This is a genomic window from Sandarakinorhabdus sp. FBCC-B8862 (genome assembly GCF_059745315.1).
In genome coordinates this window covers 2,852,454-2,874,969 of the sequence record NZ_CM185574.1, presented here as the reverse complement: position 1 = coordinate 2,874,969, position 22,516 = coordinate 2,852,454, and the positions used below count along the sequence as shown (strand labels likewise).

Below are 22,516 nucleotides of genomic sequence, written 5' to 3'. Positions count from 1 at the left end.
TCATGCGTCGTGCCGCCATTGTTTCGCCCATCCGCACCGGCGTTGGCCGCTTTGGCGGGTCGCTCGCCGGGTTTCCGGCCGGCGAACTGGGCGCCATCATCCTGAAGGCGCTGATCGAACGCACGAAGATCGATCCGGAACGCGTTGATGATGTGGTGTTCGCCCATGGCTATCCCAACGGCGAAAGCCCGTGCGTGGCGCGCTGGAGCTGGCTGGCGGCGGGCTTTCCCGAAAGCGTGCCGGGTGTGGCGCTGGATAGGCGCTGTGGCAGCGGCCTGCAGGCGGTGGTGGATGCCGCCATGCGGGTGCAGACGGGCGCAGCTGACATCGTGGTGGCTGGCGGTGTCGAGAGCATGTCCAACGTCGAATATTACAGCATCGACCATCGCCATGGTGCCCGGCTGGGCAGCACGACCCTGCACGACCGGCTGGTGCGCGGCCGGGTGATGAGCCAGCCGATCGCCCGTTATGGCGTGATTTCGGGCATGATCGAAACCGCCAACAATCTGGCGAAGGATCATGACATCAGCCGCGAGGCCTGTGATGCCTATGCCGCGCAAAGCCATGCCCGCGCCGCGAAGGCCTGGGCCGATGGCAAGTTCGCCGATGAGCTGGTGCCGGTCGAAATTCCGAATCGGAAAGGCCCGCCGACCGTCTTTGCAGCGGATGAAGGCATTCGCGGCGATGCCACGCCGGAAAGCCTGGCACTGCTGCGGCCGATCGATAAGGACGGCGTGGTGACCGCCGGCAACGCCAGCCAGCAGAATGATGGCGCGTCGGCCTGCCTGGTGGTCGCCGAAGAACTGCTCGAACCGCTGGGCCTCACGCCCATGGCCTGGCTGACCGGCTGGGCCGCGGCGGGCTGCGATCCGTCGCGCATGGGCATCGGCCCGGTGCCGGCGGTGGAACGGCTGTTCGCGCGCACCGGCATGGGCTGGGGCGACATTGATCTGGTCGAGCTGAACGAGGCCTTCGCGCCCCAGGTGCTGGCCGTCCTGAAGGGCTGGGGCTGGCATGATCCGGACAAGCTGAACGTCAATGGTTCGGGCATCAGCCTTGGCCATCCCATCGGTGCGACGGGTGGCCGTATCCTGGCCACCATGTGCCACGAGATGCAGCGGCGCGGTGTGCGCTATGGTCTTGAAACCATGTGCATCGGCGGCGGCCAGGGCATGGCGGCAGTGTTTGAACGGGCGGTTTGAGTCGCCCGCAAGCATTGCAGTTGCAAAACGCCTGTTGCGACAGAGTCACAATTGACTCTTGGCGCGTTTTCGCCAAGAGATAAGGGTGACATAGAGCTAACCCCGGTCGGGGGCTAGGACGGTGCCAGTTGCCCGCGACTGGCACCGTTTCTCGTTTCGGGCTAGGCCCTTCGCCCATGTCGACTCAGTCAACCGCCGCCGCGCTTGCCGGCATCAGGGTGCTCGATCTGTCGCGGGTGCTGGCCGGGCCGTGGAGCACGCAGGTGCTCGCCGATCTGGGCGCCGATGTGGTGAAGGTGGAAGCGCCCGGCCGCGGCGATGACACCCGCGCCTGGGGCCCGCCCTTCCTGAAAGGCCCGGACGGGGCGGACGAGATCGGCACCTCTGCCTATTATCTCGCCGCCAACCGCAACAAGCGCTCCATCGCAGTGGATTTCGCCCACCCCGAAGGTGCCGCCCTGCTGCGCGCCCTGGCGGCGGAGGCCGACATCGTGGTGGAGAATTTCAAGGTTGGCGGGCTGGCGAAATATGGCCTCGACTGGCCGAGCCTGCAGGCGGTCAAGCCCAGTCTTGTCTATTGTTCGATCACCGGTTTCGGCCAGACAGGGCCCTATGCGGCGCGCGGCGGCTATGATTTCGTGGCGCAGGGCATGGGCGGCTTCATGGCGGTCACGGGCGAGGAGGGCGGCCAGCCGCTGCGCGCCGGTGTTGCCATGGCCGATCTTTCCACCGGCCTATATGCCACCATCTCGATCCTGGCCGCGCTACGGCATGCGGAACGCACCGGCGAAGGCCAGCAGATCGACATCAGCCTGCTCGACACCCAGATCGCCTGCCTGGCCAACCAGGCGATGAACTGGCTGGTGGGCGGGGTGAACCCCGGCCGCATGGGCAACCGCCATCCGACGGTGGTGCCCTATACGGTGTTCAAGGTGGCCGATGGGGAGATCATCATCGCGATTGGCAATGATGGCCAGTTCCGCGCCTTTTGCCGCGCGATGGGCGTGGCCGGGCTGGGCGATGATCCGCGCTTTGTCACCGCCGCACAGCGGTTGCGGAACCGCGACGCCATCGAAGCCGAAGTGCAGCGGCTGGTTGCCGACTGCCAGGGCCTGCCGCTGATCGACCGGCTGGTGGCGGCCGGCGTGCCCTGCGGCCCGGTCAACAGCATTTCCGATGTGTTTGCCGATCCCTTCGTCACCGCCCGCCAGACCGTGCATCAGTTCGAGCGCCATGACGGCGCCCGCATTCCCAGCGTAGCCTATCCCGGCAAATTGTCGGCCACGCCGGCCACGATGCGCACCCCGCCGCCGCGCGTGGGCGAGGATGCCGAATCGGTGCTGGGCGACTGGCTGGGCCGGGCCGATGCCGAGGAACTGCGCGCCGCCGGGGCAATTGGTTGACAGTTTATTACCAAATTACGGATTGAGCAGCATGAAAATTACGTCCATAGTGGGCGTAATGCAGGGTCAAGTTCAGACTGCCACCACCATGAGCAGCGCCGTGTTCGGGCGCGGCTTCATCATGCTTGCGTCGGCATGGCTGGTGGCCCAGGCCCATCATGGTGCCTTTGTCGGCCCATGGATTGATGAGGCCAGCCTGCCTGGCAATGCCTGCTGGCTGCTGATCCTTTATTGCCAGTTGCGCCTGGCGCTGGGTTGGCTGGAAAGCACACGGCTGGATCGCCGCGTCGCTCCCGAATTGTCGATGCAGTTGCTGGCCATGGTCACGCTGGAACTGGCCAGCCTCGCCAGCGGCAACCCGCTGAGCCGGCCGGAGTTCGGCCAACTGATGCTTTTTGCGCAGCCCGTGGTGGTGCTGTTCGGCTTTGCCGCCCTGCACCGGCGCGCGGCACATAGCGCCTGATCCTCATTCCCCGCTGAAATTCGGCGGCCGCTTTTCCAGGAAGGCGGTCATGGCTTCGCGGTTGTCGGCGGTGGTGTGGGCCAGCGCCTGCATCGCGGCCGACAGGTTCAGCACCGTATCAAGGCTGGCCGTGCGGGCTTCCCACAACAGCCGCTTGGTCATCCGCACCGCCTGGGGCGGGTTGGCGGCAATGCGCTGGGCCATGGCACGGGCGGCGTCCAGCAGCTCGGCATCGGGCACCACCCGGCTTACAAGGCCGATGCGCAGCGCTTCGGCGGCGTCCACCATGTCCCCAGTCAGCGCCAGTTCGGCGGCCTTGGCGTGGCCGACCACGAAGGGCAGCAGCCAGGCGCCGCCGTCGCCCGGAATGATGCCAAGCTTCACGAAACTCTCGGCAAATTTGGCACTCTCCCCGGCGATGCGCACGTCGCACATGCACGCCAGATCGCAACCGGCGCCAATGGCCGGGCCGTTGACGGCGGCCACCACCGGCACTTCCAGCGCGGCAAAGGCGCGGGGCAAGCGCTGGATGCCGGTGAGATAGTTGCGCCGGGTCTGGATCGGTTTGGCGCTGGCCAGCCCGTCGCCGCTCGCCATCTTCTTCAGATTGCCGCCGCTGGAAAAGGCGCTGCCGGCACCGGTGAGGATCGCCACCCGGGCGTTGGCGTCGGCCTCCAGCCGGGCCAGCGCGGCCAGGATCGCATCGACCATGTCGTCATCCGAGACTGGGTTGCGCAGCTCCGGCTGGTTGAGCGTGAGGGTGACGATGCCGCCATCCCGTTGATAAAGCACCAGTTCGCTCATCACGCACCCTTTCAATAGCTTTTGGGTAGGCCCAGCACATGCTCGGCCAGATAGGCCAGGATCAGGTTGGTCGACACCGGCGCCACCTGATAGAGCCGTGTTTCCCGGAACTTGCGTTCGATGTCATATTCGGCGGCAAAGGCAAAGCCGCCCAGCGTCTGCATCGCGGCCTCCCCGGCCTGCCAGCTGGCCTCGGCCGCCAGCAATTTCGCCATGTTAGCCTCCGCGCCCGCCACCGCGCCGCTTTCATACTGGCGGCAGGCTTCGGCCACGGTCAGCCGGGCGGCGGTCATGCGGGCATGCGCCATGGCCAGCGGGAACTGGATGCCCTGATTCTGGCCGATCGGCCGGCCGAAGACCTGGCGCTCGCGGGCGTAAGCCGTTGCCCGATCAAGGAAAAAGCGGGCGTCGCCAATGCATTCGGCGGCAATCAGGATGCGTTCGGCGTTCATGCCCGACAATATGTAGCGAAAGCCCTGCCCTTCCTCCCCAATGCGGTTGGCGACGGGCACCCGCACATTATCAAAGAAGACCGCGGTGGTGCCATGATTCATCATGGTTTCAATGGGTTGGATCGACAGGCCGGGGCAATCGCGCATATCGAGTAGGAAGACCGACAGGCCATCGGTGCGCTTCGCCACCTGATCCTTGGGCGTGGTGCGGGCGAGCAACACCATCAGATCGCTGTGCCGCGCCCGGCTCGTCCAGATTTTCTGGCCGTTGATCAGATAATCATCACCATCACGTACCGCCGTGGTGCGCAGGGACAGCGTGTCACTGCCCGAGGTCGGCTCGGTCACGCCAAAGGCCTGCAGGCGCAGCTCGCCACGTGCAACCGCCGGAAGATATTGGGCTTTCTGTGAGTCCGAACCATGGCGCAGCAGCGTGCCCATCACATACATCTGGGCATGGGCGGCAGCGCCATTGCCGCCGCTGGCGTGGATTTCCTCCAGGATGGCGCAGGCGGCCGACAAGGGCAGGCCGGAGCCGCCATAGTCTTCCGGGATCAGCGCCGAAAGCCAGCCTTCGCGGGTCAAAGCTGCAACAAATTCCGTGGGATAATCGCGTGTGGCATCCTTGGCGCGCCAATAGTCGCCGGGGAAATCCCCACAGAGTTTCGCCACCGCGGCGCGGATATCGGGCCAATCTTGCATGGCGCCAGCAGGCCCCAGCCGCGCCGGCGGCGCAAGCCCTTCCGATCATCAGGGTTGCGCCGCCTGCCGGGGCCGGGCAGCCTTGCCGCGATGGACGCTGCCGCCCTCACCCTCGCTTGGTTGACCCCGCAATTGGGGGCGCAGCCGTTCATCCTGGGGCTGGCCGGGGCGCAGGGCAGCGGCAAGTCCACGCTGGCCGCCCGGCTGGCGCAAAGCCTGTCAAACCGTGGCCGCAACTGTGCCGACGGTGACCGCATCCGGGCGCCCGGTGACCGCGCACCGCCCGATGGTGACCGCACAGCCGGCCACGGTGACCGCATTGCAGTTGCCGTTTCGATCGACGATTTTTACCTGCCGAAACGCCGCCGCCTCGCCCTGGCGGCACACATCCACCCGCTGCTCGCCACCCGCGGCCCGCCCGGCACGCACGACCTGCCGCTGCTGCTGGATGTGCTGCTCCGGGTGCGCTCGGGCCGGCCCGTCGCCCTCCCCGTTTTCGACAAGCTGGCCGACGATCGCGCGCCCCCCCAGCACTGGCGCCGCTTCCCCCGCATCGACATGCTGATCCTGGAAGGCTGGTGCATCGGCGCCCGCCCCCAGCCCGCCCACGCGCTGGCCAAACCGGTGAACGACCTCGAAGCCCATGAAGACCCCGACGCAAGCTGGCGCACCCATGCCAACCAGGCGCTGGCCGGCAACTATCAACGCGCCTGGGTCATGCTCGACGGCCTCATCTTCCTCGCCGCCCCCGATTGGAACACAGTCCCCCGCTGGCGCGCCGAACAGGAAGCCGGCCTCACCCGCGCCACCGGCCGGGTGGGCATGGACAGCGCCGCCCTCGCCCGCTTCTGCGCCCACTACGAGCGGCTCACCCGCTGGCAACTGTCGGACACGCCGCGCCACGCGGGGCTGGTGCTGCGGCTGGATGGGGCGCGGCGGTTGATTGGGGTGGAGGAGAAGTAGAGGCCTCCGGCGGGCAGGGTCGCAGACCCTGCACCCGTTCAATTCAAGACAGCGCGAAAATTCCTCAATCGTCACCCCGGCGAATGCCGGGGCCCATCGACCACAACCTCCATTAGCGCGCCTGTCGGGGCGAATGGGTGATGGGCCCCGGCTTACGCCGGGGTGACGTGCTTGCAAGACCGTGCACTTGAAAACGAACGGGTGCAGGGTCTGCGACCCTGCACCCGTCATCCCGGACTTGATCCGGGACGGAGGCAGTTCTTGCTTGTCCCGCCGCAGCGGGCGACACTCGGCGCGAAAGGGGAGCGCACCATGGAACTCAATCGGCGGATGATGTTGGCCGGGTCGGCCGCGGCGGCCTTACCGGCCAAGGGCGCGCCCACCTTGCTGGTGGATGGCGAGCGGCTGCGGGCCACGCTTGAGGGGTTGAGCCGCTTTGGCCGGCCCGAAGGCGGGACATTTGCCGATGGGGTGAGCCGCACCGCCTATTCCGATGCCGATGTTGCCGGGCGCGCCTATGTGATGGGCCTGATGCGGGAGGCGGGGCTCAATCCGGTGATCGATCCGGCTGGCAACATCATCGGGCGGCGGGCCGGGACGGAGAAAGGCGCCAAACCGATCATCATCGGGTCACACATCGACAGCGTGCGGGCGGGCGGCAATTTCGATGGCGATGTGGGATCGATGGGCGCGCTGGAGGTGCTGCGATCGCTGGATGATCACAAGGTGAAGACGCGCCATCCGGTGGAGCTGGCGGTCTGGTCCAATGAGGAGGGCGGCACCGTGGGCAGCACCGCCTTCGCCGGCCGGCTGGGGCCAGGTGCACTCGATCACGTCTATTATGGCATCACCCTGCGGGAGGGGTTGAAGCGCATTGGCGGCGATCCGGCGCGGCTGGCGGAGGCGGCGCGGCCGGCGGGCTCCATCCACGCCTATCTGGAGCTGCACATCGAGCAGGGCGGCATTCTCGACAAGGAACGCATCCCCATCGGCGTGGTGGACGGGATTGTTTCCATCGACCGCTTCGATGTGACCATCACCGGCTTTGCCAACCACGCCGGCACCACGCCGATGCCGGGCCGGCGCAACGCGCTGCTGGCCGCCGCCCGCCTGATCGAGGCGGTGGACGCCATCGTGAAGCGCGCGCCGGGCCGCCAGGTGGGCACGGTGGGGCAATTGGCGGTGTTTCCCAATGCGCCCAACGTCATCCCCGGCCGGGTGGAGATGACGGTGGAACTGCGCGACCTGTCCGCCGAAAAGGTGGCGGCGCTGGGCGAAGCCGTGCAGGCCCGCGCCCGCGAGATCGCCGGCGAGACGGGGACGGAGATCAGCTTCCACCTCACCGAGCATATCGAGCCGGCCCTCGCCGATGCGCGCGTGCAGGCCCATATCGAGGCCGCCGCCACATCGCTCGGCCTGCCCTTCATCCACCTGCCCAGCGGCGCCGGCCACGACGCGCAACTGCTGGCCAAGCTGGGCCCGATGGGCATGATCTTCGTGCCCAGCATCGCCGGCATCAGCCATTCGCCGAAGGAACTGACCCCGTGGACCGACTGCGCCAACGGGGCGAACGTGCTGCTGGCGACGCTGCTGGCGGTGGACGCGAAGGGGGTGTGAGGGAGACAGGTCAGCCTCCAGCCGGCACTTCCCAACATGCGTCTGGCGCCATGGCCGGAACCATGGCGCATTTCCTTGCAAGCAGAACGATTGCTGCAATGCCTGCATTGACATTATTTTGGCTCAAGGGATCATTGTGCAGATGACGGCCGCCAACGATGACAACATGTTTTCTCTCTCGGATGTCCATCCGGGCTTTTCAGGAAAGCTGATTCTTGAGTGCAAAGGTCCGCTGATCTCTGGCCTGTCCAGTTTGAGAGCCAAGTTGGCCAACAAGAGATTAGCTGTTTTCGACCATGTCACCGAATTTGACTATGATGGCGTCCTGACATCGGTCGAATGCGTGCGCGACTTTGATGATCGAGCAGCGGCGGAACGCTTTGCCGTCGATCGCGTTGCCGAGTTCACTGCAGAGAGACTTGAGGATCCGCGTTGGAAGTTAACACCTGTCCGACCGCGAGAGGTCAACGTGCTGCCGGCAACCGGCAATCTGATACCCGGACGTTATCCGAAGCAATCGAGCTTTGCCGCCTTTCGGGCCAGTGAGTACGAGACCGCTTATATCAGGCTGTATATCGTGGAGAATGACGGGACTGGCGATCTGACTGAACATATCCTCTCATTTGATGGCATTCAGGACGATATCGTGCGCTATCTGATGCATCGCGAGTGACTGAACCTGCGATTGGAATTTGGATCGTTGCATCAACCGGATAAAGTGGTTTGCAGCATTGGCAGACGGTCAGCGTCTGGCACGTTCAAATTGACGTGCACCCCTGATTGGTACCGATCAGAAGTAGAGTCCTGTGCTTTGATGGCTGATGGTTGATGTGATGGCAACGGGGTTGGGGGCATGCCCCCAACCCCGTTGGCCGGCGATCTCGGCAGGGGTGCATCCGCCCAGTTTCGAGTGCGGCCTGACGGTGTTGTAGTCGTGCTTCCAGGCCGCGAGGATCGATCTGGCGTGCGCCAGCGATGTGAACAGGGTCTCGTTCAGGCATTCGTCGCGCAGCCGGCCATTGAAGCTCTCCACGAAGGCGTTCTGCGTCGGCTTGCCCGGCATGATGTAGTGCCATTCCACCTGCCGCTCCTGTGCCCAGCGCAGGATGGAGGTCGAGGTCAGTTCGGTGCCATTGTCGCTGACCACCGTCAGCGGCTTGCCGCGGACGGCCGCCAAGCTGTCCAACTCCCGCGCCACCCTTGCACCGGACAGCGACGTGTCGGCCACCAGCGCCAGGCACTCACGCGTGAAGTCGTCGACCACGCACAGGATGCGGAAGCGCCGGCCGCAGGCGAACGCATCACTGACGAAGTCGAGTGACCAGCGCTGGTTCGGCCCCTGCGGCATCGTCATAGGTGCCCTGGTGCCCAACGCCCGCTTGCGGCCGCCACGGCGGCGCACCTTCAACCCTTCTTCCCGGTAGATCCGCAGGAGCTTCTTGTGGTTCGGCGCATGCCCTTCGCGCGCCAGCAGATACCCCAGGCGCCGATAGCCGAACCGCCGCCGTTCGCCAGCCAGCTCACGCAACCTGGTGCGCAAGCCAGCATCATCGGGACGGGTCGGTTCATATCGAACCACCCGCCTCGCGACACCGATCAGACGACACGCCCGCCGCTCGCTCAGCCCGAACGTCTCCCGGGCATGGGCGACCGCATTCCGCTTCGCGTCGGGCGTCACCATTTTTTTGAGCTGATGTCTTTCAACACGGCGATATCCAGCATCGCCTCCGCCAGCAGCTTCTTCAGCTTGGCGTTCTCATCCTCCAGCGACCGAAGCCGCTTGGCCTCGGACACCTCCAGGCCACCGTACTTGGCCTTCCATTTGTAGAACGTCGCCGAACTGATCCCGTGCCGCCGGCAGACCTCGGCAGTCGCCATGCCCGCCTCCTGCTCCTTCACGATCCCAATGATCTGCTCGTCCGAAAACCTGCTCCGCTTCATGCGTCCGTCTCCTCGAGAAACGGACTCTACCCAAAAATGGGACCAATTCAGGGGTGCACGTCAAAATCGAGTTTCTCCATCGCGCCAAGTGACAGACTCTGCTGCCCGTTACCGCACCTTGCAGCAAGCAGGGCGCGCACCGGTTCTTCCGGTCCGTTGTAGACGACACGTGCCCGGCTATTCCCGAAGTCGATTTGGAAGAAAAGCAGGTGGTTGGCGTTCAGCTTGGTGTTGCGGAATGCTGGGCCTCGCCCCGTGCCTGTCGCCTTAACCTGGACTGTCCGGTCCCCTATGTCTCCGTCAATCCCTTCGCTATTGCGCCTCCGCGGCACGAGCCCGAAATACTCGATTGCCAAAACCTCGCCCAGATCGCCAATGAAATTGCCGTCCAGCGTAAACTTGAAACGTCCGCCGCAGAAGACCTTGTAATGCGATTTCACTTCATCATGGGCTGAGACGAACTTCTTCACGACGTCGGGGAGTTCGATCCAGTCGGCAGGCATGCGGGGCTCCAATTTGCTTGGCCAAGGACCGACGCCGGCAGATGCCAAGTCGGAAAAAACGAAAGCGGGTGCAGGGGCTCATCCCCTGCCCGCCGGAGGCCCTCTGCTTCTGATCCGCCCTAAAGCGCCCGCACCTTCACGGAGCGGAATTTCACCACGCCGGCGCCGTATTGGAGGGTGATGCGGCCGCTCATGTGTTTGGTGTCGGCGGCGTTGTCCACGGTGCGTTGGCCGTTGACGAGGACGGTGAAGCGGTCGCCCTTGGCGGTGATGTCCATGTGGTTCCAGCGGCCGCCGGTTTTGGGCACCGTCGCGACCGGGGCGACGCCGACGATGGCGCCGGTGGCGAAGCGTTGATCGGGGCGTTGTTCGAAGATGTTGACTTCATAGCTGTTGGTGACGGTGATTTCGGCCGGGTTGGTGCAGCGGATGAAGATGCCGCTGTTGGCGTTGTCGCTGACCCAGAACTCGGCGCGCAACTGGAAATCGCTGAAGCTTTCGTTGGAGACGAGGTAGGAAATCGGGCCGTGGTCGCAGGCGAGGATGCCGTTGTCGATGGTCCAGGCGGCATCGCCGAGGCGGGTCCAGCCGTCGAGGGAGCGGCCGTTCCACAGCGGGCGCCAGGGCGATTTGGCGCGTGCGGGCGGCGTGAGGGTGAGCGCGGCGAGGCCGGCGATGACGCTGCGTCGGTGCATGGATGGTCCCCCCTGTTTCGGCGAGCGTGGCACCAGGGCGGAGCGGGCGTCAAGCTGCCCAGGAATGCGCGCTGGCGGCGCGTCTGGGCGATGGGCCCCGGCGTTCGCCGGGGTGACGAAAAATTGTGAGCCTTGGCAAGGCCGATGCGGTGTGGACCGACCTGAATCGAACGGGTGCAGGGACGAGTCCCTGCCCACGTCATCCCGGACTTGATCCGGGACGGAGGCATCATCGTATCAGCGATTATAGAGAGCGGCGCTTGGCGGCGCGTGGGTCTATCCTGCCCCAGAAGGGAGACCCGCCATGGACATGCCGCACCGCCTTTCCACGCCCCGCATCGCGCCGCTGGAGCCGGACGCCTGGGATGCGGTGTTGCGGCAGGCCATGTTGGGCAATCGGCCGGCCGAGATGGGGGCTGCGGATGCGCCGGTGTTCAACATCTTCAAGACGCTGGCCAATCATCCGAAGCTGGCGCAGGCGTTTGCGGCCTGGGGTGGGCAGGTGTTGTTCCGGTCAACGCTGGATGCGCGCACGCGGGAGATGGCGATCCTGCGGGTCGGCTGGCGGGCGCGGGCGACCTATGAATGGCATCATCATCTGGCCATCGGGCGGGATCATGCCGGCATGGGCGCAGCGGATTTCGAGAAATGCAAGGCCGGGCCGGTGGCGGGCAGCGATGCCGATGATGATGTGCTGCTGCGCGCGGTGGACGAGCTGATGGACGATCATTGCATCAGCGATGCAACCTGGGCGGCGCTGGCCCGGCGCTTCAGCCCGCAGCAGTTGATGGACCTGGTGTTTGCCGTTGGGCAATACAACATGGTCTCGATGGCGCTGAACAGCTTTGGCGTGCAGCTGGAGGATGAATACAAGGTGGGCAGCGCCGGTTAGGCGCTGAACGCCGGCGTGTCGGGCCGTTGGTGAGGCCCACGACGAACGCCGGCATTCCGGCCCGATTTTGGCGATCAAAGCTGCGGCTGGATGGCGCCGGCCGGCTTGGCCCGGCGGCGCCGCGCAGCGGCACCGGTCAGGCCGAAGCCGGCGATGAGCATGGCCCAGCTGCCGGGTTCGGGAACGCCGCTGGTCAGCGCTTCCACGCTGATTGCATCGAGGCCGATGTGGAAGCTGCCTTGCGTACCGATCAGCGTGATCGGGGTGGCGGCCGATGCGGCGGTGAAGTTCATGGAGTAATAACTCCAGGGCGCAGCACCAAGGGCGTTGGTGAAGGTGGCGTTGGTGGCACCGGCCGAGGCCTTGATACCGATCACCGCGCCATCAGACGGGTGGCGGCCCATGTAGAAGCCAAGGCGATAGGCACGGCCGATGGTGGTGGCGATCGTTTGCGTGACGCCGCCGAAGCGCGACCGATCGTCAGTATAGCCCATCAGCTCGGCATAGTAATTGCCTTCGAAGGCCGCGGTTGAATAGCCAACCGGGATCATCGCGATGTCGCTGTTGCCGACGGTGGTCCACCCTTCGATGGCAGTCGAGCCTGGCAGCAGGCTGGGGATGCCGGAAAAGGGGTGGGTGGCGGTGCCGTTGAGGCCACCGTTTACCAAAAGATTGGTTGCCGGTGCTGCGTTGGCGGTTACGGCGGCCAACAGCGCGCCGGCTGCGAGCATGGGTGGCAAGAAGCGTTCGGTTTTCATGGCGATATCCCCCGAAAATAGGCTGGGCCAACGGGCCTGGCGGTGGCCAGTCAAGGCGTGACTGCTGGTGCTGCCTGGCCTGTGCGACTCAAACCAAGCGTTTTGCATGTCGCATGATGTTAGCTTATCTGCAACTTTCAGTTAATCTTCCAAGCGATGGGCCGGCTGGCGGGCCGTCAAACATCCCCTTCCCTTGCGCGGCGCGCTGGTGTTCGATGGCGTCAACAGCATGGTGGAGGGTGCAATGCGGGGCAGATGGGCGTTGGTTTCGGTGATGGCGTTGGCGGCGGCGGCGCAGGCACAGGAAGCGGCGTTCATGCCGGTGGCGGTGGATGCGGCGAAAGGCCGGGTGTTGCTGACCATTCCGGCGCTCGACACCGATGTGCTCTATTATGTCAGCCTCGCCTCTGGCGGGGGATCGGTGGAGTTGCCGCTGGACCGGGGGATCATGGATTCGGCCGTGGTGCGCTTTCGCCGGGCGGGCAACCGGATTTTGGTGGAAGAGCAGAATCTGGCCTTCCGCAGCCTGACCGGCGATGCGGCGCACAAGGCCGGCGTGGCAGACAGTTTTCCGACCTCGACGCTGGCCAGCCTTGCCATCGAGAAGGAGGATGGCGGGCGCATCATCGTGGATGCGACGCCGCTCTTGATGCGCGATGCCGCCGGGATCGAGGCGATCCTGCGCCGGCAGAACCAGGGCAATTACCGTTTTGATGCCAACCGCTCCGCATTGGTGCCGGGGCGGATCAAGGCCTTCCCGCTGAACAGCGAAATCGAAACCAGCGCGACGTTCGCCGCCGACAATCCCGGTGCGCTGGTGCGCGGCGTGACGCCGACGCCGGAAGCGCTGACGCTGCGCATCCATCACAGCTTCATCAAGGCGCCGACCGGCTATACCCCGCGGGTGGCCGATCCGCGCATTGGGGTCTCGACCCTTCGCTTCAAGGATTTTTCGGCACCGCTGAGCCAGGGCATCGACACCGAATGGGTGACCCGCTGGCGGCTGGAGAAGAAGGACCCCAAGGCCGCGCTGTCGGAACCGGTGACGCCGATCACCGTCTATTTCGATCCGGCGATCCCGGCGCCGATCCGCCATGCCATGAAGCAGGGCCTGCTGTGGTGGAACCAGGCCTATGAAGCGGCCGGGTTCAGGAATGCGCTGGTGGCGCTGGACGCCCCCGCGGACATGGACCCGCAGGATATCCGGTACAATTACATGCAGTGGATCAACCGCGACGAGCGCGGATTCTCATCGGGCGGGCCCTATCGCGATCCGCGCACCGGGGAAATTCTGGGCGCCAAGGTGCGGATGGATTCGCACCGCATCCGCACCATCGCCAATTATTGGGATGCCTATGCCGGGGCGCTGCCCAAGGATGGCGGGGTGACGGTGGCCGATCCGGCGCTGGTGAGCGGCGATTTCGGCAGCATGCCGAAGGGCCAGCGCGACATGGTGCTGTTGCGGCAGGCGTTGCTGACGGCGCATGAATTTGGCCATGCGCTGGGCTTTCAGCATAATTTTGCCGCCAGCCTGAACAACCGGGCCAGCGTGATGGAATATCCCACCCCGCGCGTGAAGGTGAAGGGTGGGCGCATCGACCTGTCGGAAAGCTTCCAGACGGCGATTGGCGCCTATGACAAGATGATGGTGCGTTATGCCTATACGCCGCTCGCCGACGAGAAGGCCGGGCTGGAGGCGATCATCCAGGACATGCGCCGCCAAGGCCTGATCTATGTGCCGGAAACCGATCCGCGCTGGACCTGGTATGATGACCGCGCGACCCCGGTGGAAGGGCTGGGCGAGGCGCTGGCGGCACGGCGCATCCTGATCGCCAATTATGGGCCGGACAGTGTGTTGCAGCCCGGCGAGCCGCTGGGCGAATTGCGCAACGCGCGGCTGTGGATGGTCTATCTGCACCACCGATACCAGATTGAGTCGGCGGTGAAATATATCGGCGGGATCTACACCGACATCGTCGCCAAGGGCGAAAAGCTGCCGGGCACGCGGCTGATCCCGGCGAAGCTGCAGCGCGACACGCTGGCGCTGCTGATGCAGGCGATCAGCCCGGCAGAACTGGCGCTGCCGGAAAAACTGCTGGCCGATCTGACACCCGATGAGGGGCGCAACCTGGAAGATCTGTCGGACGATCCGGTGTTTGACCAGCTGCGCGCCGCCCGCATCGCGGCCGCGCTGGTGGTGGAGCCGCTGCTGGCGCCGGACCGGGCGGCGCGGATGGTGGCGCTGGCCGGGCGTGATCCCAAGGGGGTTGGGCTGCCGGAATTGATCGATGCGCTGATGGCGGCGAGCTGGAATGCCAAAGGCGGCGATCCGGCCCTGCTGCGCGTGGTGCAGAAGAGCGTGCTGGATGGGCTGATGATCCTGGGGGCGAGTGCCACGACGGCGCCGGAAGCCCGGGCCCTTGCCTTGCAGACATTGTCTGACCTGGCCAAGGCGTTGCCGGGGCGGGAGGGCGATGCGCTGGGCGCGGCGTTCAACCGGCAGACCGCCGCCGACATCGCCGCCTATCTGGCCGATCCGGCCGGCAAGGCACCCAAGGCGGTGAGCATCGGTTGGGGCAAGGGCCCGCGCAGCCGCTTCCCGCAGCCGCCTGGACCTCCACTGTGATCCCGCCGCTGTAACGGGTCTGGATCGGCCGTGGGGCCTGGCTATGATGGGCGCATGCCGGGCCTGTTCTCCCTGTTTCGCAAGCGCCCACCGCCGCCGGAGAACACGGCGGACAAGTTTGTGCGGCTGTTGGCCACCCGAGCGGATTTTGCCGCGCAGACACGGGCACGCCTGCCGGCGCTGGAACGGCAGGGCGACATGGCGCTGCTGCTCGCCAATCACAGCCATCTGGTGGATGATCTGAGCTATATTGCCGCGATGCGCTGGCGGCTGGGCGAGGATCCGCGCAGCGCCATTGCCGAAACGCACATGGCCTATCGCGGCCTGATCGCTTGCCGCAACCGTGTTGATCCCGGCCATGCCCTGCCGATGGCGCAGATTGCCGGCATCGCCGATTGGGATTTCGTCCACGCGCTGTTCTGGCTGGCCGGCACGGCGGAACCGGTGGTGATGTACATGCCGCGCCTGCTGGAGGAACGTTATTTCGCCTATAGCCACAACCTGCTGTTGCGGGTGACGGGCGCGGATGTGCCGCCCGATTTGGCGGCGGCGGTGGCAGGCTTTGCCGGAGGCGGCAAAGGCCTGGTGGACCGGGATTTTGCCGCCAAGCAGGCCCTGCTGACTGGTGAAGGCGATGCCGAGGCGCTGATGGCACGGATCGCCGGCGATTGGGCAAAGCGGCGGAGCAACGGTTTCTATCGCACGTCGGCGCCGCTGGCGGCCGGGCATGATGCATCCAACAATCTGTCGGTGGATTGGCAGCTGGCTTGCATCGCCAAGGCGCGGGGGCTGGCCGCCCCGGCACCACACGGCTGGCGCTGGTGACTCAATCCTCCCCCGGGCGCACATGGCGCCAGACCTGGGATATCACCACCGAGCCTTCCCCCACGGCCGATGCCACCCGCTTGACCGAGGTGGCGCGCACATCGCCGACGGCGAAGATGCCGGCGCACGAGCTTTCGTAGGAGGATTGCTGGCGGCCGCAATCGGCGCCGGTGCAGATGAAGCCTTTCTCGTCCAATTGCACCAGCCCGCCGAGCCAGCCGGTGTTGGGCGCGGCACCGATCATGATGAACAGGCCGCGCGCTGCCAGATGCTGCTGGCTGCCATCGTCGCGGCGGGTGATGGTCACCCCCTCCAGCCGGTCATCGCCGGCCAATGCGGTCACCTCGCTCTGATAATGGATGGTGATGGCCGGATCCGCCTCCAGCCGCTGCATCAGATAGCTCGACATGGTGGCCGCCAAGGTGCGGCCGCGCACCACGACATGGACGTGGGAGGCCGAGCGGCTGAGGTGCATGGCGGCCTGGCCGGCGCTGTTGCCGCCGCCGATCACCACGGCCGGCCCGCCCCGGCAATAGCGCGCCTCGTTTTCGGTGGCGGCATAATAGACGCCATTGCCTTCGAATGCCTCCAGCCGGGGCAGCGGCAGGCGGCGATATTCGACACCGGTGGCCACCACAACGGCCCCGGCGCAGATCTGCTGGCCATCATCGAAGCTGACGCAAAAGCCGCCATCGTCGCGCCGGGTGATGCCGGTGGCGCGCAGCGGCACGGCAAAGCGGGTGCCGAACTTCATCGCCTGCACCTCGCCGCGCCACACCAGATCGGCGCCGGAGATGCCCGTGGGAAAGCCCATGTAATTCTCGATCCGGCTCGACGTGCCGGCCTGGCCGCCGATGGCGAGATCTTCGGCCACCAGCGCGCTCAGCCCTTCGGCCCCGGCATAGACGGCGGCGGCAACGCCGGCCGGGCCGCCGCCGACGATCAGCACCTCCACCGCCTGTTCGCTGTCAAGGCTGATGGCGAGGCCGAGAAAGCGGGCGACCTTGGCCGGGGTGGGATCGGTGATGATCTCGCCTTCGCCAAAGATCACCGCGGGGGCGGGTGCGGCCAGCCCGCATTGCCGGGCGGCGGCCGCGGCGGCGGGATCATCCAGCGCCAGGCTGCTGTAGGGGATGCGGTTGCGCGCGGCAAATTCCGCGATGCGGCGCACGGCCAGGCTGTCATCCTCGCCGATCAGGCGCAGGGCGCCATCGCCATCCTCCAGCTGGCGGCGACGGCGGGCGGCGAGCACGCCGATGATGATGTCCGACATTTCGGGGATGCGGGCCATCAGGGCCAGCATGGCCTGGCGTTCGACGGCGACCAGCCTGGTGTCGGCCGCGGCCCGCATCGCCAGAGTCCAGCGGCCACCGGCGAGGAAGGCGATTTCGCCCATGAACTGGCCGGGGCCCAGGGTGGAGGGCAGCTTGCGCGCGCCGGTGGCGAGATCCACCACCTCCACCTCGCCCTGTTCCACCAGCAGGAAATGCTCGGCCGGATCACCGGGGCGGGCGATCAGGCTGCCGGCGGGATGAAGGCGCGGCGTGCCGGCGGCGCGGATGGCATCCAGATGCGCCGGGGCCAGCGGCACACGCTGGGTCTGCCGCAGATCGAAGGCGATGTTTTCCATGGGCGGGCGTCCTGATGGTCGGGGGTCGCCAGAAGATAGCGCATTGCACCGCCGCCGTCTGTGCCGGGATTGCTGCAATGTGCAGGCGGCAGACGCGAAGAGGCCGGCACCTTGCGGCACCGGCCCGTTTGCAACCGGGGGCTTGGTGAGGCCCCCTCCACCGCCGGGCCCCTCCATCGCCGGGCCCCTCCACCGCCGTTCCGGCGGTCCCCCTCCCCAAAACAAGTTTGGGGAGGAATGGCGGTCCGCCTCCCCAAACACGTTTGGGAAGGATTGGTCACTTCACCTTGGCAAAGTCCTGATAGTTGATGCCGAGCTGTTCGAGGTAGGTCTTGTACTTGGTGGCATCATAATAGAACGGCATCTGCTGCGGCCGCATCTTGGCCATGATATCGGTGTTGAGCCAGATCGCCGGCTTGTCGTCCGGGCCCAGCAGCGGATCATACTTGTCGCTCTTGAACTGCACGTCCTGCTGCCACTGCTTGGCGTCCGCAATGATCTTGGGCGTGGTCAAGAGATCGAGCACGGTCATCGCCACCACCTTGGCACCAACCATCACGCCCTTGTGGGCGATCGGGGTGGCCATGGCGATCGCCGATTGGCGGTTGTGGCCGATGGCGTTGGGGATGTTTGACGGATAGCGGATGGTGATGGTGGGCACCGTCCACATGATGTCGCCAATATCGTCGGAGCCGCCGCCCATCGACACGCCGCGCGTGTCGGGCGTGGACAGCGGGGCGATGGTGGAAACCAGCGGCTCCACCTTCACACCATTGGCCTGCTGCATCGCCTTGGCAAAGCCCTGATCGGCGGCATCCCAGGCCGGCAGGCCGACGGCCTTGATGTTGGCATACATGGCTTCGGCCAGCGGCTTGTTGCCATAATTGGGCGCGGCATAGCCGAGCGTGCGCTGGGTCACCGTGGTGTCGGTGGCCATGGCGGCGGCCTGGGCAAGGCGGTTGCCGATTTCATAGAGGCCGCGGATCGAGCTGAACTTGTTCTCGCGGAAATAATACCAGACGCTGGCCTTTTCCGGCACGATGTTGGGCTGGCCGCCGCCCTCGGTGATGACATAATGGCTGCGCTGGGTGACGGGCAGATGTTCCCGCCGGAAGTTCCAGGCGACGTCCATGAGTTCCACGGCATCGAGCGCGCTGCGGCCGTCCCAGGGCTGGCCGGCGGCGTGTGCGGTCTTGCCCTTGAACGTATATTCCACGCTGACCATGCCGTTGTTGCCGGCCGGACCCCAGCCGGTGCCAAGATCGCGGCCGACGTGGGCGAAGATCGACGCGTCGACATCCTTGAACATGCCGGCGCGCACATAATAGGCCTTGGTGGCGAGCAATTCTTCCGCCACGCCCGGCCACAGCATCAGCGTGCCCTTGATGCCGTTCTTTTCCATGATCTGCTTGGCGGCCAGCGCGGCGACGATCATCATCGGCAGGCCGCTGTTGTGGCCCTCGCCATGGCCGGGGCCGCCTTCGACCATCGGCTTCATGTCAACCACGCCGGGATATTGCGACAGCCCCAGGAGGCCATCGATGTCGCTGCCGAGCGCGATCTTCGGCCCGGGGCCGTTGGACCAGGTGGCGGTGAAGGCGGTGGGGATGCCGGCGGCGCCGCGCACCACGGTGAAACCGTTCTTCTCCAGAATGCCGGTCAGATATTCGCTGGTCTTGAATTCCTGGAAGCCGGGTTCGGCAAAGCTGAACACCGTATCGACCATTTCCTGCGCCAGCTTGGCCTGCGCATCCACAAGGCCGGCAGCCTCTTTCTTCTGGGCCGGTGTGGCCAGCGCAAAGGCTGGCCCGGCGAGAAATGAGGCGGCGAGCAGCGCCGCGATTGCCTTGGTCTTCATGTGATTGCCCCCCTTTGGCGTGATCAATATTCGAACCGCACACCCATGCGGTAGACGCGGCCGAGCACATCATACAGGCTGCGGTTGGTCTGCGGATAGGCCGGCGTGTTGTTGCCGGTCGGCCCGTTGCCGACCAGCACCGGATCGCTGTTCAAGAGGTTGCGGACATAGAGGAAGACCTCCGCCTTCGAACCGGCCACCTTGAACTTCTTGGTGATGGACGCATCCATGTACCACTGACCGGAAATCCGGTTGGTGTTGATGGTGCGGTTGGCAGCGGTGGAAACCGGGCAGGCGGTGGTGCATTCGATGAAGTTGTTGTTGTACACCCCATCGGAGAAGCCACGGCCGACGAGGTTGAAGCCCCAGCTGTCGATCTCGTAATTGGCGGTCAGGCGATAGTTCCAGCTTGGCACGCCATCGCCCTGGTTCTTGCCGGCGACATCCTCAGGCACATCGACGCCATTGTTGGTGATATTGTTCATGTAATGGCTGGCGAGCGCGCGCAGGGTCATCTTGCCGCCACCCAGGTCAAAGCGATAGCTGGCTTCGAGGTCGAGGCCCTTCACCCGCACGCTGGCAAAGTTGAACGGCACCAGCTTGATCGAGGTGATAACGCTGGAAGCGCTGACCGGGCCATTGAAGGTGATGAACGGGCAGACATCGGCACGATTCTGTTCAAGGCACAGGGTGGTGATGGTCTGCGCCGTGAGCGTGCCGATGGCGCCGGCCAGCTTGATGTCGAAATAATCGACCGAAGCGGCAAAGCCGGGCAGGAAGCTGGGCGTGAACACGCCGCCCACACCCCAGGTCATCGCCACCTCGGGTTTCAGCGCGGTGTTGCCGGTGGTCTGTTCGAGGAACTGATCGGTGCGCTGGCCGCCGCCGGCGAGCGGCACGTTGACCGTGTTGGTGCGGGCGGTGCCGGGTGCGAAGAGTTCGTTGAGGTTGGGGGCGCGGATGTCGCGGCTGCGCACCACGCGCAGCTTGATATCATCAATCACCTGCCAGGTGGCGCCGGCCTTCCAGGTCGTCACCCCGCCGCTGGTGGAATAATCGGTGCGGCGCACGGCACCGTTGAAATCCACGCCCTTGGCCAGCGGCACCACGGTTTCGATGAAGGCTTCCTTCACATCGTAACTGCCCTTGGTGACGAGATAGTTGCCGTAGAGCCAGCCCGAGTTGAACTGGGGATCGACAAAGCCATCCACCCGTTCACGCCGATATTCGCCGCCAAAGGCAAAGCTGACCTCGCCGGCCCAGGTTTCGAACAGATCGTTGGTGGAAAAGCTGAGCGCAGCCACATCCTGGCGCAGTGTCTGGAAGCGTTGCGGCTGGGCGCCGTTGTTGAACACATAATCGATGGCGGCCTGGGTCACACCGCCGATGCCGATGCGATTGAGCGGCACGCAACCGTTGGTCGGGTTGGTCAGCGTCGAACGGCAGACGATGGTGCCGGCCGGGATGCCGGCGGCATTGCCTGCGGGCGCGCGCACTGCATCCTGCGCCAGGGTCACGCGGCTGTTGAGCCAGGTGTTGGTGAGCAGTTCGTTGGTGCGGGCGATGCCGGCCTGATAATAGGCCGCATATTTCCAACCGATCTTGCCGGTTTCAAATTCGCCATCGGCGCCGGCAACAAAGCGATACACCTCACGCGTATTGTTGGAGCCAGCCGCCGGGAAGCCGGCATTGCTGGTGCCGATCGAGATGTTGGTGAGGTTCAAAGCCACCATCTGGTTGACCAGCGCGGTGGGCAGGAAGGCGTTGTCGCGCTGGATGGTGATGCCGGTGGACGGCGTCTGCTGGTAGAAGCTGCGGCCGTTGTAGCCGGAATAGCTGTATTGCACGAACGGCACAAAGGCGCGGTTCACCTCGAAGCTGAGGCGGCCGAAAATGTTGCCGCGCTCTTCGTCAGGGGCGAGGCTGTTGCTGCTCCAGTGCCCCTGGCGGCTGATCAGATAATCGCCGCCCACCATCCATTGGCCGCGGTTGGGGCCATAGGTGAACTGGTTCAGGCTGGCCTGGCCATTGGTGATCTGGCCAAAATAGGTGCCGCGCAGCGGGCCGGAGTTGATGATGCCGCCCGGCGTGAACTGGAAGGTGCCGATGCCGGCCTGCACCAGCCGTTCCGGCGTGCCGTTGCCGGCAACATAGGCCGGGTTGTCGATCTGGAAGAAGCCGGCGTTCTGCCAGGGGCGGTCATAGGTGTCGACGCCCTTCTGGGTGAAATAATCGCCGGCCAACAGCACCTTGCCGCGGCCATCGGCGAAATCGAAGCCGCTGGTGATGCGGAACGTGTGGTTGGGCACATCGCCATAATCGGTGATGCCGAATTCATATTCCGCCTTCAGCCCCTTGAAATCGCGGTTCAGGCTGAAGTTGACGACACCGGCCACGGCATCGGAGCCATAGGCCGACGATGCGCCGCCGGTGACGACTTCGACGCCCTTGATCAGGCCCTGCGGCACGGTTTGCGTGTCGACAAAGCCAACCGGCGTGGAGGCGACCGAGCGCTGGCCGTCGATGAGGATGAGGGTGCGCGCCGCGCCCAGCGAGCGCAGGTTGATGGTGGCGATGCCGGCCTGGCCGTTGGACAGCGAGCCCGAGTTGGTGGACGAGGTCTGCGAGCCGCGCACCGCCGGCAGCGTGTTGACATAATCGCCGATATTGGCCTGCGGCTCGGCCTTCAATTCGGCTTCGGAGACGACGGACACCGGGATCGGGCTGTCGTAGCCAGTGCGGCTGATGCGGCTGCCGGTGACGGTGATGATCGACGCGTCTTCCTCTTCGGTGGCAGCCGGTTCGGCGGCGGCGGTGGCGGCCGGCTGGGCCGCCTGGGCGCGCACGGCGGCGGGCAGGCTGATGGCGGCGGCAGCGGCGCCCAACAGCAGATATTGGCGCAGCGCGGCAGCAGTGTTGCGATCGGTCGTCATCAAGGCACCCCCATTGGGCCGGCACGGCACCGGCCGAAGTTTCACCTTGGCGATCTGTCCCCCTGACCAGCGTTCGCCAGTCACGCCCGACATGTTGCCGGCAAGGTGCGGAGCGGACGCGGCCTTGCCATCCGGATCATGGCGCGGCCTGCGGCAGCCTGCCCTTTGCCGATCCGCGATTCGGCCATGACCCGGAATGACAGTCGCATGACAGGGCGTGGAGGCCGTTACGTCTTTTGGCGTAGCGGG

Annotated in this window: 18 protein-coding genes; 9 read left to right on the top strand and 9 right to left on the bottom strand. The window is 65.5% G+C overall.

Annotated features, from left to right (window positions below; all coding sequences use genetic code 11):
• The first annotated feature begins 2 nt into the window (after positions 1-2).
• The 3 genes from AC6BOR_RS13880 to AC6BOR_RS13870 all read left to right on the top strand — a co-directional run bounded on the left by AC6BOR_RS13880 (position 3) and on the right by AC6BOR_RS13870 (position 3,068).
• Positions 3-1,202 (top strand): acetyl-CoA C-acetyltransferase, encoded by a 1,200-nt coding sequence (locus tag AC6BOR_RS13880; RefSeq protein ID WP_498058961.1) that lies wholly within the window; start codon positions 3-5, stop codon positions 1,200-1,202.
• A 176-nt stretch (positions 1,203-1,378) separates the two neighbouring features.
• Positions 1,379-2,605, top strand: a complete 1,227-nt coding sequence (locus tag AC6BOR_RS13875; RefSeq protein WP_498058960.1) for a CaiB/BaiF CoA transferase family protein — start codon at positions 1,379-1,381, stop codon at positions 2,603-2,605.
• Between the two features lie 88 nt (positions 2,606-2,693).
• Positions 2,694-3,068, top strand: a complete 375-nt coding sequence (locus AC6BOR_RS13870; RefSeq protein WP_498058959.1) for a hypothetical protein — start codon at positions 2,694-2,696, stop codon at positions 3,066-3,068.
• 3 nt (positions 3,069-3,071) lie between these two features.
• On the opposite strand, the gene AC6BOR_RS13865 is transcribed toward AC6BOR_RS13870, so the two are convergent.
• Together AC6BOR_RS13865 and AC6BOR_RS13860 are read right to left on the bottom strand one after the other, a co-directional pair.
• Positions 3,072-3,872 (bottom strand): crotonase/enoyl-CoA hydratase family protein, encoded by an 801-nt coding sequence (locus tag AC6BOR_RS13865; RefSeq protein WP_498058958.1) that lies wholly within the window; start codon positions 3,870-3,872, stop codon positions 3,072-3,074.
• Between the two features lie 11 nt (positions 3,873-3,883).
• The gene (locus AC6BOR_RS13860; protein WP_498058957.1) at positions 3,884-5,026 is read right to left on the bottom strand and encodes an acyl-CoA dehydrogenase family protein; all 1,143 of its coding nucleotides are present in this window, start codon (positions 5,024-5,026) and stop codon (positions 3,884-3,886) included.
• Between the two features lie 90 nt (positions 5,027-5,116).
• Here AC6BOR_RS13860 and AC6BOR_RS13855 point away from each other — a divergent pair, with 90 nt between their 5' ends.
• The 3 genes from AC6BOR_RS13855 (at position 5,117) to AC6BOR_RS13845 (ending at position 8,279) form a co-directional block, all read left to right on the top strand.
• Positions 5,117-5,989 (top strand): adenylyl-sulfate kinase, encoded by an 873-nt coding sequence (locus tag AC6BOR_RS13855; RefSeq protein ID WP_498058956.1) that lies wholly within the window; start codon positions 5,117-5,119, stop codon positions 5,987-5,989.
• A 312-nt stretch (positions 5,990-6,301) separates the two neighbouring features.
• Complete coding sequence (locus AC6BOR_RS13850) at positions 6,302-7,606, top strand: Zn-dependent hydrolase (RefSeq protein WP_498058955.1); 1,305 nt, start codon at positions 6,302-6,304, stop codon at positions 7,604-7,606.
• Between the two features lie 142 nt (positions 7,607-7,748).
• A complete protein-coding gene (locus tag AC6BOR_RS13845) occupies positions 7,749-8,279 on the top strand; it encodes a hypothetical protein (RefSeq protein ID WP_498058954.1) in 531 nt (176 codons plus the stop codon).
• A 117-nt stretch (positions 8,280-8,396) separates the two neighbouring features.
• Here AC6BOR_RS13845 and AC6BOR_RS13840 read toward each other — a convergent pair.
• From AC6BOR_RS13840 to AC6BOR_RS13830, 3 genes are all read right to left on the bottom strand, one after another.
• Positions 8,397-9,547 (bottom strand): IS3 family transposase gene (locus tag AC6BOR_RS13840; protein WP_498058281.1). Its coding sequence is split into 2 segments (ribosomal slippage): positions 8,397-9,295 and positions 9,295-9,547, totalling 1,152 coding nucleotides; the frame shifts between segments, so codons are not numbered across the junction.
• A gap of 47 nt (positions 9,548-9,594) precedes the next feature.
• A complete protein-coding gene (locus tag AC6BOR_RS13835) occupies positions 9,595-10,050 on the bottom strand; it encodes a DUF6998 domain-containing protein (protein WP_498058953.1) in 456 nt (151 codons plus the stop codon).
• A 119-nt stretch (positions 10,051-10,169) separates the two neighbouring features.
• The gene (locus tag AC6BOR_RS13830; RefSeq protein WP_498058952.1) at positions 10,170-10,745 is read right to left on the bottom strand and encodes a 3-keto-disaccharide hydrolase; all 576 of its coding nucleotides are present in this window, start codon (positions 10,743-10,745) and stop codon (positions 10,170-10,172) included.
• Positions 10,746-11,049: 304 nt separating this feature from the next.
• Between AC6BOR_RS13830 and AC6BOR_RS13825 the strand changes: the two genes are divergently transcribed.
• Complete coding sequence (locus AC6BOR_RS13825; RefSeq protein ID WP_094472279.1) at positions 11,050-11,637, top strand: carboxymuconolactone decarboxylase family protein; 588 nt, start codon at positions 11,050-11,052, stop codon at positions 11,635-11,637.
• A 74-nt stretch (positions 11,638-11,711) separates the two neighbouring features.
• Here the strand turns inward: AC6BOR_RS13825 and AC6BOR_RS13820 are convergent, their stop codons facing one another.
• Entirely contained in the window at positions 11,712-12,395 is a 684-nt protein-coding gene (locus AC6BOR_RS13820) for a PEPxxWA-CTERM sorting domain-containing protein (protein WP_498058951.1), read from the bottom strand.
• Positions 12,396-12,588: 193 nt separating this feature from the next.
• Between AC6BOR_RS13820 and AC6BOR_RS13815 the strand changes: the two genes are divergently transcribed.
• Positions 12,589-15,021, top strand: a complete 2,433-nt coding sequence (locus AC6BOR_RS13815) for a zinc-dependent metalloprotease (RefSeq protein ID WP_498058950.1) — start codon at positions 12,589-12,591, stop codon at positions 15,019-15,021.
• Between the two features lie 54 nt (positions 15,022-15,075).
• Entirely contained in the window at positions 15,076-15,846 is a 771-nt protein-coding gene (locus AC6BOR_RS13810; RefSeq protein WP_498058949.1) for a hypothetical protein, read from the top strand.
• A 1-nt stretch (position 15,847) separates the two neighbouring features.
• Here the strand turns inward: AC6BOR_RS13810 and AC6BOR_RS13805 are convergent, their stop codons facing one another.
• From AC6BOR_RS13805 to AC6BOR_RS13795, 3 genes are all read right to left on the bottom strand, one after another.
• Positions 15,848-17,476, bottom strand: a complete 1,629-nt coding sequence (locus tag AC6BOR_RS13805; RefSeq protein ID WP_498058948.1) for an FAD-dependent oxidoreductase — start codon at positions 17,474-17,476, stop codon at positions 15,848-15,850.
• A gap of 277 nt (positions 17,477-17,753) precedes the next feature.
• Entirely contained in the window at positions 17,754-19,334 is a 1,581-nt protein-coding gene (locus tag AC6BOR_RS13800; protein ID WP_498058947.1) for an amidohydrolase, read from the bottom strand.
• A 23-nt stretch (positions 19,335-19,357) separates the two neighbouring features.
• Positions 19,358-22,267, bottom strand: a complete 2,910-nt coding sequence (locus AC6BOR_RS13795; protein WP_498058946.1) for a TonB-dependent receptor plug domain-containing protein — start codon at positions 22,265-22,267, stop codon at positions 19,358-19,360.
• Positions 22,268-22,516 lie beyond the last annotated feature (249 nt).

What these genes read in the sequence shown, in the direction of transcription:
- AC6BOR_RS13880 (WP_498058961.1), top strand. Translation starts at nt 3, where the DNA reads ATGCGTCGTGCCGCCATTGTTTCGCCCATCCGCACCGGCGTTGGCCGC.
- AC6BOR_RS13875 (WP_498058960.1), top strand. Translation starts at nt 1,379, where the DNA reads ATGTCGACTCAGTCAACCGCCGCCGCGCTTGCCGGCATCAGGGTGCTC.
- AC6BOR_RS13870 (WP_498058959.1), top strand. Translation starts at nt 2,694, where the DNA reads ATGAGCAGCGCCGTGTTCGGGCGCGGCTTCATCATGCTTGCGTCGGCA.
- AC6BOR_RS13865 (WP_498058958.1), bottom strand. Translation starts at nt 3,872, where the DNA reads ATGAGCGAACTGGTGCTTTATCAACGGGATGGCGGCATCGTCACCCTC.
- AC6BOR_RS13860 (WP_498058957.1), bottom strand. Translation starts at nt 5,026, where the DNA reads ATGCAAGATTGGCCCGATATCCGCGCCGCGGTGGCGAAACTCTGTGGG.
- AC6BOR_RS13855 (WP_498058956.1), top strand. Translation starts at nt 5,117, where the DNA reads ATGGACGCTGCCGCCCTCACCCTCGCTTGGTTGACCCCGCAATTGGGG.
- AC6BOR_RS13850 (WP_498058955.1), top strand. Translation starts at nt 6,302, where the DNA reads ATGGAACTCAATCGGCGGATGATGTTGGCCGGGTCGGCCGCGGCGGCC.
- AC6BOR_RS13845 (WP_498058954.1), top strand. Translation starts at nt 7,749, where the DNA reads ATGACGGCCGCCAACGATGACAACATGTTTTCTCTCTCGGATGTCCAT.
- AC6BOR_RS13835 (WP_498058953.1), bottom strand. Translation starts at nt 10,050, where the DNA reads ATGCCTGCCGACTGGATCGAACTCCCCGACGTCGTGAAGAAGTTCGTC.
- AC6BOR_RS13830 (WP_498058952.1), bottom strand. Translation starts at nt 10,745, where the DNA reads ATGCACCGACGCAGCGTCATCGCCGGCCTCGCCGCGCTCACCCTCACG.
- AC6BOR_RS13825 (WP_094472279.1), top strand. Translation starts at nt 11,050, where the DNA reads ATGGACATGCCGCACCGCCTTTCCACGCCCCGCATCGCGCCGCTGGAG.
- AC6BOR_RS13820 (WP_498058951.1), bottom strand. Translation starts at nt 12,395, where the DNA reads ATGAAAACCGAACGCTTCTTGCCACCCATGCTCGCAGCCGGCGCGCTG.
- AC6BOR_RS13810 (WP_498058949.1), top strand. Translation starts at nt 15,076, where the DNA reads ATGCCGGGCCTGTTCTCCCTGTTTCGCAAGCGCCCACCGCCGCCGGAG.
- AC6BOR_RS13805 (WP_498058948.1), bottom strand. Translation starts at nt 17,476, where the DNA reads ATGGAAAACATCGCCTTCGATCTGCGGCAGACCCAGCGTGTGCCGCTG.
- AC6BOR_RS13800 (WP_498058947.1), bottom strand. Translation starts at nt 19,334, where the DNA reads ATGAAGACCAAGGCAATCGCGGCGCTGCTCGCCGCCTCATTTCTCGCC.
- AC6BOR_RS13795 (WP_498058946.1), bottom strand. Translation starts at nt 22,267, where the DNA reads ATGACGACCGATCGCAACACTGCTGCCGCGCTGCGCCAATATCTGCTG.